This window comes from Desulfosporosinus cupriresistens (assembly GCF_001707885.1).
Taxonomy (GTDB): Bacteria; Bacillota; Desulfitobacteriia; order Desulfitobacteriales; family Desulfitobacteriaceae; genus Desulfosporosinus.
This window is the reverse complement of record NZ_MASS01000056.1, coordinates 15,864-28,382: the sequence shown is the minus strand read 5'-3', so window position 1 is coordinate 28,382 and position 12,519 is coordinate 15,864. Positions and strand designations below refer to the sequence as shown.

Sequence of the window (12,519 nt, the reverse complement as noted above, 5' to 3'; positions counted from 1 at the left end):
AAAATCCAAACCCATTTCACGCATGAGTCCAACAGCAATCTTTAAATCATGCAGACCGAAGAGAGTGGGCTCCGTAACCAAAATTGCTAAGTCGCTTCCTTCAACGGAATGGATCACACTGCAAGAACTCCCAGGAGGACAATCGGCTACGATTATCTCCTCCAAACTTGAAGAATGTTCCTTCTCCCTGCGATGCAACTCTCTAATCACTGGGCCAGCGAGGGATTCACCTTCTTTTAGAACACCTTGTAAGCATAGCAGACCGTCTCGTTCTCCCTCGTCAATTCTCCCAAGTGGTCGTTCCACTTCATCCACCGCCCCAACAGGACAAACGATGCCGCAGGTTCCACAGCCGTGACAAAGTTCTGGAAAAACCAAAACTTTTCCTCCGACGACAGCTAATGCATGATATTGGCAAGCCTCGCTGCACTTTCCACAAAAAGTGCACGCTTTATTGATTTCTGGATACGGTAAAAAGACTGGTGAGGTGTCTCGTATTTGCGGACGCAAAAATATGAAACCATTCGGTTCTTCCACGTCGTAATCAACATAAGTTGTTTTTCGATAAGGAGCCCAACTTAGAGCCAAATTCACTGCTACAGTTGTTTTGCCGGTTCCCCCTTTACCACTAAGCACGGCTAACCTCATTCATATTCCTCCCTAGACAAGGCCATTCTCAGACCATTCCCTCTAACGTTCTCCGGCGTGCGCTGCTCCAGCTTCAGTGATCTGAGTCAGGCGCCCCTCTTTCCAAGCCAAAATGGCCTCGCTAAGTGTCATGTCTTCGCTTGCAGTGTAGGCTGGTATATTCGCTCCGTTGATCACCCGCAGGGCATTAGGACCTAAACTACCCGTAATTAAAACCTCTACCTTTTCCTTAGCCATATATTCTGCAGCAGCGATACCCGCCCCACCGGTCCCTGATAACGCCGGATTGTCTTTATACTCCGCCGTGCTCTGTGGATCTTCAGAATCACAAAAAACAAAATACGGGCAGCGTCCAAATCGGTCGTCAACAAACTTGTCGAGACCACATCCCCCTGTTGAAATTGCTATACGCATCCTAGTTCATCCTTTCTTTAAAGCAAAGTAGGTAATATAATTTAATTTTGCTCAATTATTTTATTGATGTTTTAAGCAAAAATTTTTTATGTATTGCAACCACTACAACCACTGCAACTCCTTAACATGGCACAGGAATTGCACATTTCTGCCTTATCACTTGCTACGAGACAATAAGTCCCTTCAATCTTCCAGCAAGCTTTAGATTCATTGACTGGAACAGGACTGTTTTGAGTGGCACCCCCCTTGCAATTTTGCTTATACCAGCAGAAATACATGGAAGTCAAGTGCTTTACACCAGCGATGTTCAAACCCTTTTCATTCATAAGATATTTGATAAATTTTAGTCTTCTAACATCATTGCTTGAATATCTCCGTTGATACCCTTTCCGGTCAGGACGTATTAGGTCATTTCGCTCCCAGACCCTAAGTGTCTCAGGATGTTCTTGTAGCAACTCCGCAACAGTACCAATTGTATATAGTCCTTGGTCTTCATCAAACATAGTTTTACCATCCAAACTATTTATTTATCTAGGATATGTGCTTACTCTCTCTTGCAAGATTAATATGTAATTTATTATATATTACCATTTAGTATATTTCAATTATTTTATTGATGTTTGAAAACATTTTCCGACAGGAATCTGGCACCTTCCCCTTATCTGCTTGGTTGTGGTGAATCATTCATGTATAATCAATATAACTTGCTGACTTGCCAGTTGGGTCTCCATCTATTGCTTTGATGTTCATTTCAAGGTTGTTTTTTTACTTCGACCGAATCCCCTACTCGGACAGTACCTCAGCAACCATTTTTCGGTTAATGAAAAAAGGTGGTATCGTTTATGATTCAAGTGACTATTCCAGGCAAAGGGACTATGACCTTAAAAGTATTGGTCTTAGATTATAACGGGACGTTAGCCTTAGACGGAGAAATGTTTGAATCCGTTAAAGAGAATCTCCTTCAGTTGTCATCATTTGTTGAGATCCACATTCTCACCGCGGATACCTACGGTACAGTGGCACGTCAATGTAAAGGATTGCCTGTTGAGGTAAAGGTGTTGGAGAGTTTAGACCATACCACCGAGAAAGCAGACTATTTATTGCAGTTTAATAACCAGGAAATTATCGCTATCGGAAACGGCGCTAACGACCAGCTGATGCTAGAACGAGCGCATTTGGGCATCGCCGTCATCGGGCTTGAGGGGGCCTCAATCCAAACTCTCCTGTCAGCTGATTTGGTTGTGAATAGAATTGAGGACGCCTTCGGCTTGCTCATAGAAACCCAACGTCTTAAAGCGACTTTAAGACGTTAAAGAATTCGACAAAGTTATCCCATAGCTACATGATTGTAAATAAAATAAGGGCCAGGAATATATGCAAAGAGCAACTCCTGGCCTCACTTTATTAATTAGGCTAGATTCTTACCGATGTTCGTTCTAATCTGTTCAGCTAAACGTTTCGCGATTTGATCAAAGGCTGGGGACTGATAATCTTCAACTTTACCAGCATCCGATAATTCAGCTAAGGCCGGGTCAATCGGAAGTTCTCCCAGGAAAGGAATAGAATTACGCTTTGATTCTTCCTCTCCTTTTGGTCTCCCGAAAATTTCTATCCTCTTTTTACAATCTGGACATTCAACATACGCCATATTTTCAATCATCCCGTAAATTGGAGGTTCATAGTTTCGCACCATTTTAATCGCTTTCCGTACAACCATATTCGCTAAAGCTTGCGGACTCGTCACCATAACGACTCCATTAATGGGTAACGATTGGAATACCGTGATCGGTACGTCCCCTGTCCCCGGCGGCATATCGATCAATAGATAATCTAAATCGCCCCAAATTACCTCTGTATAAAACTGATTGACGATTTGCGTAATAAGTGGTCCGCGCAATATTACAGGGTCGTCTTCTGTTTCTATCATAAGATTCAGAGACATTACTTTAATGCCATCACGGCTTTTCGAAGCAAGGATTCCAGTTTTACTGACACCCGCTCTTCCCGTCACTCCAAAAATTTTAGGAATACTTGGACCGGTTATGTCAGCGTCTAAAATTCCAACTTTATACCCTTGGCGCATCAAGCTTACAGCTAACATGCTGGTAACAGAGGACTTACCGACTCCTCCTTTACCACTCATAACAGCAATTACTTTGTCAATATGGCTTGCTTTTTGAGCATCTGTCAATTTAGGCTCAGTAGAACAACTTTCAGTAGTACATGTTCCTGCTGCAGAACAACTATTACACGCCTCGCTCACGGTACTGCCTCCCTTTCTAAACAACCCTTTTTCCCTAATGAATAATAACCAAAATTTATGTTACTCTCCTGATTCTTGTTTGTCAAGTTTGTCCTTCTTGGGTCGCTACTTAATGCTGATGCCCATGATCGTGGTGTTCATGTTCTTGGCAGACAGACCCGGTACTCACGAGATTTCCTTGGGCATACGCTTGAGCCACATCCACCACATTACCTGAAGCCCCAGTGACTACAGAAAGCCCTACCGCATGAAGACCATTTATCATGCCTCCTCCGATACCGCCGCAGATGAGCACCTCAACGCCATTGCGTTTAAACATACTCGCAAGTCCTTCATGCTGATGTTGAAGTCCTGTTGCACTCAACAATTCTACCTTGCGAACTTGGTTACCTTCAATTTCAAACACTGTGAATCCTGCAGCCCGTCCAAAATGGGCATCTACGACCTCACCATTAGTAGGAATTGCAATTTTTTTAGCCATAATTGAACCACCCTCCAATTTTATCTCGAGAGCCTTTTGGCTCCTGATATCCGCCTTAAAATAAGTGAATTTAAGAGTTCCCTCCGCAACAACTGCTCTGACCTAGGTTTCTATGATGACTGCTACTACAAGTATGCTTAAGCCCGTTGTCCAGTCTCATCTTATTCATACTTCCACACTTTGGACAAGCTATCTCGTATCCGTATTTACCTCCAGCAGCACACGGTTCAACCTCCCACATTAGTCCGCAATCGACGCACTCAAACACCCTATTTTTTATGACATAGTTACCACCTCGTATTATAATCGGCCTGCCTTCGACTAACGCTGTGGCAATTTTCGACCTAGCTGCCCCTAGAATTCGCTGAAATGTTGCTCTTGAAACTCCCATGGATGCTGCACACTCAACTTGATCTAAACCCACTTTGTCTTTAAGACGGATCGCCTCTAATTCCTCAAGCTGAATTAATATTTCAGGCCAACGTGACTGTCCCAGTGGAATAAAGGTTTGGCAGACTATTGTATCATCAATTAGACCACAACAACGCCGCCTTGACATTGCATCAGCCCCTTCTGAGCATATGCTCATTTAAATTATATCCAACGTTGTCCAGAAAAGCAAGTTTAAACAGAAAGCATGGAACGATAAGTTATGCTTTCTGTTTAATATATAAAGCCCTATCCAGTTGTGGATAGAGCTTTGAACTTTATAAAAAGATTCATCAGCGCCGCTCACTTAATCTTAAGTGTGAAACAAGGCCCTTAATAACTGATTAATGATTCGGCATTGCTGAACGTAGCTGATATTTCATGATTAAAAACACACTAAATATATTTCGTTTCCAATTTTCTGACCTTTGACCAATTCACAGTGGCGTAGGGTAGCAAATTGGTTTTCCAATTCCCAAGCTGGTAATTTAAAGTAGTCTGCAAGTTCCTGCTTTGTAGCTTTACCATTGTCTTGGATATAAGTATAAAGTTTCTTTTGTAAATCAGTAAGGCCTTCTGTTCCTTTTAAACCTAAAGATTCTCTATGAGCTTTTGCAGAATGTACTGCTGCTACATCGCATGTTTTAGGGGGTTGCATCGCTCCTATATAGCAGTCCTCACAAAGCGTTTTGCCTCTATGGTCATAACTTTCTCCTTCAGGGATATGTTCTTGACATCTTTCGCAATTCATATGCCAGCCTCCTCCAAAGTATTATAGACTAGTTTCTTGGCAACTTGGAAAAATGGGTCCAACTACTTAACACAAATCTTCTTATCACCTCTTTTTCTATCACTTACGATCATGTGATAGGTGTCCGCCCAAATTTATCCGCTACTACTATATGAGTCGTCTTACGTTATATTAAATTCAATCCCTTGTTAAGTTTTCTTACCAAAGAAATCAGTACTTCCTTTTCATGAATGTCGAGAGTGGACATGATTTTTTGCATGTAACTGTTGTGTACGGGAAGGAAGGATTGAATCAATGCACAGGCCTTATTAGTGAGGCAGACTCGAAATACTCTTTTATCGGAAGGGTCATTTTTGCGAACCACCAGGTCTTCTTTTTCCAAACGCCCTATTAGACCAGTGATGTTAGCTCTGGAAACCAGCATTTTATTGCCTAGTTCTGACTGGATTAGTCCACGATCACCTGTCATATACAGATGAATTAAGGCGTTGAACTTTACCCAAGAAAGCCCAAACCGGGAAAAGTGCACCTCAAAGACATCCTCCAGAGTACTATGGAGTAGCGCCAGTTCATATATCGCTTGGCTTGCAAGGTAACCATCGGATGCGCCTTGACTTTCTTTAATCTTCGAACCCCCTAATTGTTAATATATTAACAATATAATTGCATTGACAGAAAAAGTCAACACAATTATTTGAATTTTCCCAAATCAAAGGTTGTTAAACAATTCGTTATATTTTTCTACCTAATAAAAATAGCCGTCATCCCCCTATAGAGGATTCCGGCTAAAAAGACCTAATTTATTGATTCAGTTTCATGAGTGTTTCAATCGCTTTGTTCAATACTTCTTGACGTTCCTCGCCTTGGTCAATCGCCTCAATTAAACAGCCATTTGCATAACGTTGAGCGACAAGAACAGATACTTTATGCACAGCTGAACGGATAGCGACAAGCTGCAATAATATTTCCTCACAGCTCTTTTCTTCCTCCATCATGCGTTCAACCCCTGCAATATGGCCACGCACGGTTTTAAGTCTTGTCATTATCTTCTTTGTTTCAGCTGGGTCGACATCTTTCACAAGGGTTATCTCCCATCTCATCATGATTAAAACCATCGCATATACCCAACGAGGGTACTCAAATTCATCTAATCTCTTTGAGCACTCGGTATCTCAGCGAGGTATCTTAATTATGGTAAAGTGTAATGTATTTTTGATAACTTTTCAAGACACGATCTACATAATCCCTTGTTTCCTTGAACGGAATATCTTGTTGACGTATATTCTTGGGATCAATTTGACCAGTTTCAATCCATTCTTGCACATGTCCTCTACCACCGTTATAGGCAGCGATCACTAACGTGGTATTATTAGAAAACACTTTCTGGAGACTAGCGAGATACCATGTTCCGTATTGAATATTCTTCTCCGGACTAAGTAAATCATTGTCACTATAAGTTTTGTCTCCAATACTTTCAGAGATTGATTTCGCCGTACTAGGCATCAACTGCATTAACCCTATTGCGCCTTTATGCGATTCCGACTGTGGAAGGAACTTGCTTTCTTCTCTAATTACAGCAACAACAAATAAAGGATCAACTCCATACTGGTCGGCATACTTTTCTATGATGTCGCGATGGGGATATGGATAAATAATTTTCTCCAAAACCGGAATTTTCATTATACAATAAGCCGTAAGGATGGCGAGTAAAATAAGCATACAGATTTTCCGACCACTCGTCCAACGTTGCAGTCTCTTTTTATCCATCCCATCTCCTCTTCTCGATCTGGCTTGGTACTTACCTTAAGTGTATTTACCAAGTATCATCTATTATGAATTTCTGAACCTTTGCCTCATTTGTAATTCTTTCCATACTTCTTTAAGTTGGGATACTGTGTCCAATTCGCTTCCGGAGTTATCAATAACCACATTCGCTCGCTTTCGCTTTTCATCTAAAGACCCTTGTGCAGCCAGACGGGCCTCTACCTCACTACGGCTCAGCTTGTCCCGCTTAATAACACGCAAAATCTGAAGTTCCCTGGGTACCCACACAACCCAAACTTCGTCAACAAACTGTTCAAACCCTGTTTCAAAAAGCAAAGGTACATCCCACACACAAAATTCAGCTCCGGCATCTCGAAGCGCGGCTCGTTCATCTTTCATGCTTTTCAGTACGTTTGGATGCACGATGCGCTCTAGGCGCTTTCGTGCATCTTCGTCACAGAAAACCCGTTGACCTAATTTTGGACGATTAATTTGCCCATCTAGACCTAGGATCTCAGACCCAAATTCATGAATCAGCTTTGAAATGGTTGACAAATCCGATTGCAACAAATGGTGAACCGTTTTATCGGCATCAAGCACCGGAACTCCCTGCTTTCTTAACCACTCAGCTACGGTCGATTTTCCACTCCCAATTCCACCCGTAAGTCCAATAGTCAACACATGCATCACCTCAGATCAATTTGCCCAATCCGATTAAGATTAACACCGTACCCGGCAAATATTCCGCTTTGGCAGTCCAGTTTTCCGGGATCTTTCCGGCCATCTGCTGACCTAAGCGTAACATTATAATTTGGGTCAAAGCTACGATTCCAATAACAGATAGCGTCATTCCTGCCATTGCGGCCCCAATTCCGCTGGCAAAAGCATCCATTGCCAACGCACTCCCTAACAAAATACTTTCTCGAAGACTAATTCCTCCTGAGCCATCAACATCTGCTATATGAGGTGTTCTTAATACCTGGATCACTAATCCCAAAAAATTCAATTGAACTTTGAAAACGGGCTTCGGTACGTTTATTGGATGGACTGCAGCGATTGCCGGAACAGCTTGCGGAAAAGTCTCCTGTTTACTGTTCCATATCGCTCTGGCCAATTGAAAAATTCCCAGGGACAGTAAAATAGAAGCTCCCAATGAACGCGCCGGAATAAACCTGAGCCATAATGTCACCCAACTGCCAAAAAGCATAGATATACCCATTGCAAATACAGTACACAGCGCAATGACCATAAGAGAACTCAAAGGTAAGCGAATACGACGTAATCCGTAAGCCAACCCGACACCCAATCCATCCAAACTTAAAGCCACTGCCATCAGCAAAGCTACCCCCATATATGTATCCCCCCACCTTGCAACTTCAGGATAATATATGGGTTACTATGCTATTTGGTGAAACTAATCACTTCCAGTTATCCATTCTTCCAAGACACTATCTCGGCGTTTCTTTACCTTTTCACACTCTTCATGAAGCTTCATAGCTAATTCATAATTTGTATCCGCTAAAGCTAGATCTGATTCTAACGTTTGAAGTAACGCCTCTAACTCTTCAATTTCTATTTCAAGTTGCTTCATTCGCTTTTTCTCTCGAGCCACAGTGCGCGTTTCCTGCTGATCTTGATAACTCGACTTAGAACTCCGCTCAATTGGGGCAGCCACTGTTTCCTCTTGCTGTTTATACTCCTTGAACCCAGTGTAATCTCCTTCATAAAGTATCAAACCCTGAGTTGTAAGTTCAGCAATTTTATTGACAATTTTGTCCAAAAAATAGCGGTCATGGGAAACAACCAGCACTGTCCCATCATACTCTTGAAGTGCTTCTTCAAGTACTCCACGGGTTTCCGCATCAAGATGATTTGTTGGTTCATCTAACAATAACAGGTTTCCTTGTTCTAGAAAAAGTTTACATAAAGCCAGACGACTCTTTTCGCCCCCACTTAATACAGAAACGAGCTTAAAAACATCATCTTTCCTAAAGCCATAGCGAGCGAGGAGACTTCTAATTTCCGGGTCCTTTAACATCGAAACACCCCGGATTTCGTCCATCACTGTACCCGATCTGCCCAGATTCTCATGCTCTTGGGAGTAGTACGCAACCTTCACATTAGCTCCTAAGCGTATCGTTCCCATAAAAGGGGTTTGCTGGAGAACTGCCTTTAACAGCGAGGTCTTGCCAATGCCGTTTTTACCCAATAAAGCAACTCTGTCGCCTCGTCTTAAATCCAATTTTACGTTAGAAAATAGTGTTCGTGCTCCATAGGTAATTGATAGATTCTCCATTAAAAGGACTCGGTCTCCACTTCGACCTCCACTTCCCAATGAAATAGCAAGTCCGTGGTCTACTTTTGTGACCTGAATCGGTTTAAGCTTCTGTAGCTGACTTTCCCGACCGCGGGCCTGTTTCGAATTGACACCGGCCTTGTTTCTTCGCACATACTCCTCAAGTTTGGAAATTTTATTTGCTAATCGCTCTGCTTCGCGGCTAATAGTTATGTGCTCCAAAACACGTTGAAGTTCGTATTCAGAATAATTTCCACTATACCCTTTTAGTCCACCATTTTCCAGACAAAAAACTTTTGATACTGTGCGATCCAAAAAGTAGCGATCATGTGAAACAATGAGCAAGGCCCCTGGATAATCACGTAAATACCCTTCTAGCCACTCCAGAGCTGCGATATCCAAGTGATTGGTAGGCTCATCCAAAATTAAGAGTTCGGGCGCTCGTAACAAAAGCTTACATAAGGCTAATCTCGTCTTCTGCCCCCCGCTCAAAGTGGTGATCAATGAATTCATCTCTGCTTCCAGCCCAAGTCCGGCCAAAATTCTTCGTACTAAGGCCTCTAAAGCATACCCGCCCTGGCGTTCAAATAATTCTGTCAAAGCAGCATATTGTTCCATGACTTTCTCACTATCGGTGAGAGCCATCTTTCCTTCTAACTCACGTAACTGCTCCTGCAATTGTAACAAATCTGCCCGTTCTTGAAGGACACACTCAAAAACGCTCCCCTCATCCTCAATGATAGGCGTCTGGGGCAAGTATCCGTAGGAGCCAAGAATTTGCACTTCGCCGCTTTCTAAACGTATGTCACCTAAGCAAGCTCGGATTAAGGTGGTCTTCCCTGTCCCATTAGGGCCGACCAAAGCTGCCTTTTCCCCGCTTTCCAGAGCAAAATTGACCCGTCGAAAAAGCGGATCACCCGAAATATCAACGCCGCAATCTCGGCAAAATAATATACTCATTTTTCAAGCTGGCCCCTTTGTTTTACTAATCAGAAAATATAACTTTAGTTCCATACTATCTGGAAGTCACTTATAGATAGTAAGAAGTTTCTTATCTAAAATGTTTAAAAAGCAACGTAATCTTTCGCATTTTACTATATCATACCCAATGCTATCAAACAAACGATTGTGCCGCATTCTGTGGCCTATATTCAGGCGAATTGGGACTGTTACTATTGTGCTTTCAAGTTGTTATAGAACCCCTTTTTTGGGGATACAACACTACATTTAGAATAACCTTAAATTTTGTTTCAACCGTTGTATTATATCTGAGGTTCAAAATTCTCTAACCTTCTACAACAAAACGTAATAAACATTTCTAATCTGTGGTTTACCTCCTGTCTTATTTAATAAATACTCATTTATAACTATTAACCTCTTTTTTAAGATCAATGTTTTTCCTTAATCTAGCTTATTATACATATTAGACGCATTAACGTTACCTTTTTTTATTTTAAATGCAAAATTAGAATTTTACGTTACTTTTTGCAATTACCTATTGATAAATAAGAGCAATATTGTTATATTTTCATTTCATGCTGGCATCATACTCACCAAGGGGACAACAAATGAAGGCACGACTTATGCTAGCAGCAAACTGTCCGCTTCCAGCGTTGTAACCACTTTATACAAATGCTGCTCAATAATTAGTCGATTTTCGTCAAAGACTTTTTCAAGCTACGGCTTATAAGATGGTCGTACGAAACCGAAATTAGTTTCGCACGCCCCTTTCTTGATCTTTTAACTACACATTCAAATCTTTACTTTGATAAAATACATAAGTCGCCCAAGATAATCCTGCGACGATTACAATTGACAAAATTAGATAAACAGGTTCAAAGCCTCGGGTGTATATAAGGTTTTTAGCGTCAAAATATTTAAAAGGTGTTAGGTATTTAAGAATTTCCATCCTACTGTTTAGATCAATAGCAATAGATAAGATAAATGTGAGCAGAAGTATCCCAGTAGCAAGGGATGGAGCACTCTTAGGGTGTTTACTGGTAGCAGCTATTGCTGTACCGATAGACAAAAATATAAGTTGTAAGATAAACATTCCAAGCATTAATTTTGCTATGTCAGCAAGAACCCCTTCCCCTTTGCTATACTTTTGGACCATAAGAATCGAGGAAACAAACGTTACTAGGTTAAAGATCACAATATTGACTAATGATGCTAATAGTTTTGAGGATATAATTTTATTTCTGGAAATTGGTTTTAAAAACAAAAACTCCGCTGTTTTATCCCGTTCTTCTTTGGCAATGATATTTGCTCCAAGCATCGATGCATGAATCGTGGCCATCATAGCCAAGTAAAAAAAGAGCATGCCATAATATCCGGTAGCCGTTGATAAATCGAAGGTCCCCATACCCATAATTGCCTTTAGAGATTTGGGCATTTGAGCCAATAAGTCATTGATCGATTGACCCGAGGCTGACAAACCTACATATTTACCCATACCACTGACAATCATAAAGACCACACCAATACACCATATGATAAGAGCTTTCCTATTGGCTCTCATTTCTCTTTTGAAGACATTCATAATTTATTAACTCCTTTATAATTGGAAACAATCCTATTACCACCAGATTACCTATTATCGCGGACATTGCTATTATTGGGGACATTCCTGTCCTAAGCACCTTGTCCTTCAGCAGGTGTGTCCCCTTACCTATTACACCGCATGAATATCGCGCTTGGAATAAATGAAATAACTAGCAGTAATCGCTACAGCAATAAAAGCAATGGCTACGATCACAAAAGAAGACTCATAACGAGAATTCTGCACGATATAGGCAAAATCGAAATATTTAAAAGGCGAAATATAACGCAACGCATCATCTCCCGTTGTCGAAGCTAACGCTCCGATGATAAAGAAGGCAAATACCGAACCTAATGAGGTAGGAAGTACAGCTTTAATCTTAGGAATCAAGACAGAAATGATGGTTCCTAAAGCCAAGAAAATAAGTTGAAGAAACAATAATGTCAGCGATAGCAAAACGAAAATTTTAGTGTTAAACTCCTTTGTCTCCACCAGAGAGGCCATCGTGATTGCAGTTGCTAAATAAACTGCATTCGTAATGACTAGGGAGGTTAAAGCCGCTAAAAGCTTGGCGGTCATAATTTCCGAACGAGTGACAGGTTTGGTTAAGAGGAAATCTGCTGTTTTATCACGTACTTCTTTGGAAACAATAGACGTACCTAAATTCATGGCCTGGATTGCACCGACAAGTGAAATATATAAAAAGATATAAGAATAAAATCCTAAAATAGAACCTATATTCTCCACAGAAAGCCCCAAGGCCCTTCTTATTGTCTCTGGATACCCTTCCAATAATTTTTTAAAGTCTTCCGCTTCCCGAGAAAATGAGGGAAACATAGAAAGGAAAAGAATAGCTAAGGCCATTAAGGCTAATGTCCAAATAATTGTGGATTTCCGATAAGCTTTTAATTCATGGAGAAACATATTCATA

16 protein-coding genes are annotated in these 12,519 nt (G+C 41.2%); 1 reads left to right on the top strand and 15 read right to left on the bottom strand.

Annotated elements, in window-relative coordinates; translation table 11 throughout:
- The 3 genes from DSBG_RS17695 to DSBG_RS17685 form a co-directional block, all read right to left on the bottom strand.
- Positions 1 to 648: 4Fe-4S binding protein (locus tag DSBG_RS17695; RefSeq protein WP_068965723.1), on the bottom strand; the 648-nt coding region annotated here is incomplete at its 3' end.
- Positions 649 to 690: 42 nt separating this feature from the next.
- Positions 691 to 1,062: a NifB/NifX family molybdenum-iron cluster-binding protein gene (locus tag DSBG_RS17690; RefSeq protein ID WP_068965721.1), complete on the bottom strand. Its 372-nt coding sequence runs from the start codon at positions 1,060 to 1,062 to the stop codon at positions 691 to 693.
- Between the two features lie 86 nt (positions 1,063 to 1,148).
- Complete coding sequence (locus DSBG_RS17685; protein ID WP_068965719.1) at positions 1,149 to 1,565, bottom strand: MerR family transcriptional regulator; 417 nt, start codon at positions 1,563 to 1,565, stop codon at positions 1,149 to 1,151.
- Between the two features lie 339 nt (positions 1,566 to 1,904).
- Between DSBG_RS17685 and DSBG_RS17680 the strand changes: the two genes are divergently transcribed.
- Positions 1,905 to 2,375: an HAD family hydrolase gene (locus DSBG_RS17680; protein ID WP_068965717.1), complete on the top strand. Its 471-nt coding sequence runs from the start codon at positions 1,905 to 1,907 to the stop codon at positions 2,373 to 2,375.
- A gap of 95 nt (positions 2,376 to 2,470) precedes the next feature.
- Here DSBG_RS17680 and DSBG_RS17675 read toward each other — a convergent pair whose 3' ends face one another.
- The 12 genes from DSBG_RS17675 to DSBG_RS17620 form a co-directional block, all read right to left on the bottom strand.
- Positions 2,471 to 3,325, bottom strand: coding sequence for an Mrp/NBP35 family ATP-binding protein (locus DSBG_RS17675; RefSeq protein ID WP_068965715.1), 855 nt, complete (start codon positions 3,323 to 3,325; stop codon positions 2,471 to 2,473).
- Positions 3,326 to 3,434: 109 nt separating this feature from the next.
- Entirely contained in the window at positions 3,435 to 3,806 is a 372-nt protein-coding gene (locus tag DSBG_RS17670) for a NifB/NifX family molybdenum-iron cluster-binding protein (RefSeq protein WP_068965713.1), read from the bottom strand.
- A 70-nt stretch (positions 3,807 to 3,876) separates the two neighbouring features.
- The gene (locus tag DSBG_RS17665; RefSeq protein ID WP_068965712.1) at positions 3,877 to 4,365 is read right to left on the bottom strand and encodes a DUF134 domain-containing protein; all 489 of its coding nucleotides are present in this window, start codon (positions 4,363 to 4,365) and stop codon (positions 3,877 to 3,879) included.
- A 255-nt stretch (positions 4,366 to 4,620) separates the two neighbouring features.
- Positions 4,621 to 4,986: a hypothetical protein gene (locus DSBG_RS17660; protein ID WP_068965711.1), complete on the bottom strand. Its 366-nt coding sequence runs from the start codon at positions 4,984 to 4,986 to the stop codon at positions 4,621 to 4,623.
- Between the two features lie 166 nt (positions 4,987 to 5,152).
- Positions 5,153 to 5,515, bottom strand: coding sequence for a MarR family winged helix-turn-helix transcriptional regulator (locus DSBG_RS17655; protein ID WP_083236947.1), 363 nt, complete (start codon positions 5,513 to 5,515; stop codon positions 5,153 to 5,155).
- A gap of 271 nt (positions 5,516 to 5,786) precedes the next feature.
- On the bottom strand, positions 5,787 to 6,065 hold the full coding sequence (locus DSBG_RS17650) for a metal-sensitive transcriptional regulator (RefSeq protein ID WP_009623892.1): 279 nt from the start codon (positions 6,063 to 6,065) through the stop codon (positions 5,787 to 5,789).
- 106 nt (positions 6,066 to 6,171) lie between these two features.
- The gene (locus tag DSBG_RS17645; RefSeq protein ID WP_068965710.1) at positions 6,172 to 6,753 is read right to left on the bottom strand and encodes a lytic transglycosylase domain-containing protein; all 582 of its coding nucleotides are present in this window, start codon (positions 6,751 to 6,753) and stop codon (positions 6,172 to 6,174) included.
- A 63-nt stretch (positions 6,754 to 6,816) separates the two neighbouring features.
- On the bottom strand, positions 6,817 to 7,431 hold the full coding sequence (coaE, locus tag DSBG_RS17640; RefSeq protein WP_141694358.1) for a dephospho-CoA kinase: 615 nt from the start codon (positions 7,429 to 7,431) through the stop codon (positions 6,817 to 6,819).
- Between the two features lie 10 nt (positions 7,432 to 7,441).
- Complete coding sequence (gene ytaF, locus DSBG_RS17635; RefSeq protein WP_068965705.1) at positions 7,442 to 8,101, bottom strand: sporulation membrane protein YtaF; 660 nt, start codon at positions 8,099 to 8,101, stop codon at positions 7,442 to 7,444.
- A gap of 63 nt (positions 8,102 to 8,164) precedes the next feature.
- Entirely contained in the window at positions 8,165 to 10,006 is a 1,842-nt protein-coding gene (locus tag DSBG_RS17630; RefSeq protein ID WP_068965702.1) for an ABC-F family ATP-binding cassette domain-containing protein, read from the bottom strand.
- A 784-nt stretch (positions 10,007 to 10,790) separates the two neighbouring features.
- On the bottom strand, positions 10,791 to 11,588 hold the full coding sequence (locus DSBG_RS17625) for a DUF2705 family protein (protein WP_068965700.1): 798 nt from the start codon (positions 11,586 to 11,588) through the stop codon (positions 10,791 to 10,793).
- 132 nt (positions 11,589 to 11,720) lie between these two features.
- The gene (locus DSBG_RS17620; RefSeq protein ID WP_068965726.1) at positions 11,721 to 12,518 is read right to left on the bottom strand and encodes an ABC transporter permease subunit; all 798 of its coding nucleotides are present in this window, start codon (positions 12,516 to 12,518) and stop codon (positions 11,721 to 11,723) included.
- Position 12,519: the final 1 nt, after the last annotated feature.

What these genes read in the sequence shown, in the direction of transcription:
- DSBG_RS17690 (WP_068965721.1), bottom strand. Translation starts at nt 1,062, where the DNA reads ATGCGTATAGCAATTTCAACAGGGGGATGTGGTCTCGACAAGTTTGTT.
- DSBG_RS17685 (WP_068965719.1), bottom strand. Translation starts at nt 1,565, where the DNA reads ATGTTTGATGAAGACCAAGGACTATATACAATTGGTACTGTTGCGGAG.
- DSBG_RS17680 (WP_068965717.1), top strand. Translation starts at nt 1,905, where the DNA reads ATGATTCAAGTGACTATTCCAGGCAAAGGGACTATGACCTTAAAAGTA.
- DSBG_RS17670 (WP_068965713.1), bottom strand. Translation starts at nt 3,806, where the DNA reads ATGGCTAAAAAAATTGCAATTCCTACTAATGGTGAGGTCGTAGATGCC.
- DSBG_RS17665 (WP_068965712.1), bottom strand. Translation starts at nt 4,365, where the DNA reads ATGTCAAGGCGGCGTTGTTGTGGTCTAATTGATGATACAATAGTCTGC.
- DSBG_RS17660 (WP_068965711.1), bottom strand. Translation starts at nt 4,986, where the DNA reads ATGAATTGCGAAAGATGTCAAGAACATATCCCTGAAGGAGAAAGTTAT.
- DSBG_RS17645 (WP_068965710.1), bottom strand. Translation starts at nt 6,753, where the DNA reads ATGGATAAAAAGAGACTGCAACGTTGGACGAGTGGTCGGAAAATCTGT.
- ytaF (WP_068965705.1), bottom strand. Translation starts at nt 8,101, where the DNA reads ATGGGGGTAGCTTTGCTGATGGCAGTGGCTTTAAGTTTGGATGGATTG.
- DSBG_RS17630 (WP_068965702.1), bottom strand. Translation starts at nt 10,006, where the DNA reads ATGAGTATATTATTTTGCCGAGATTGCGGCGTTGATATTTCGGGTGAT.
- DSBG_RS17625 (WP_068965700.1), bottom strand. Translation starts at nt 11,588, where the DNA reads ATGAATGTCTTCAAAAGAGAAATGAGAGCCAATAGGAAAGCTCTTATC.
- DSBG_RS17620 (WP_068965726.1), bottom strand. Translation starts at nt 12,518, where the DNA reads ATGAATATGTTTCTCCATGAATTAAAAGCTTATCGGAAATCCACAATT.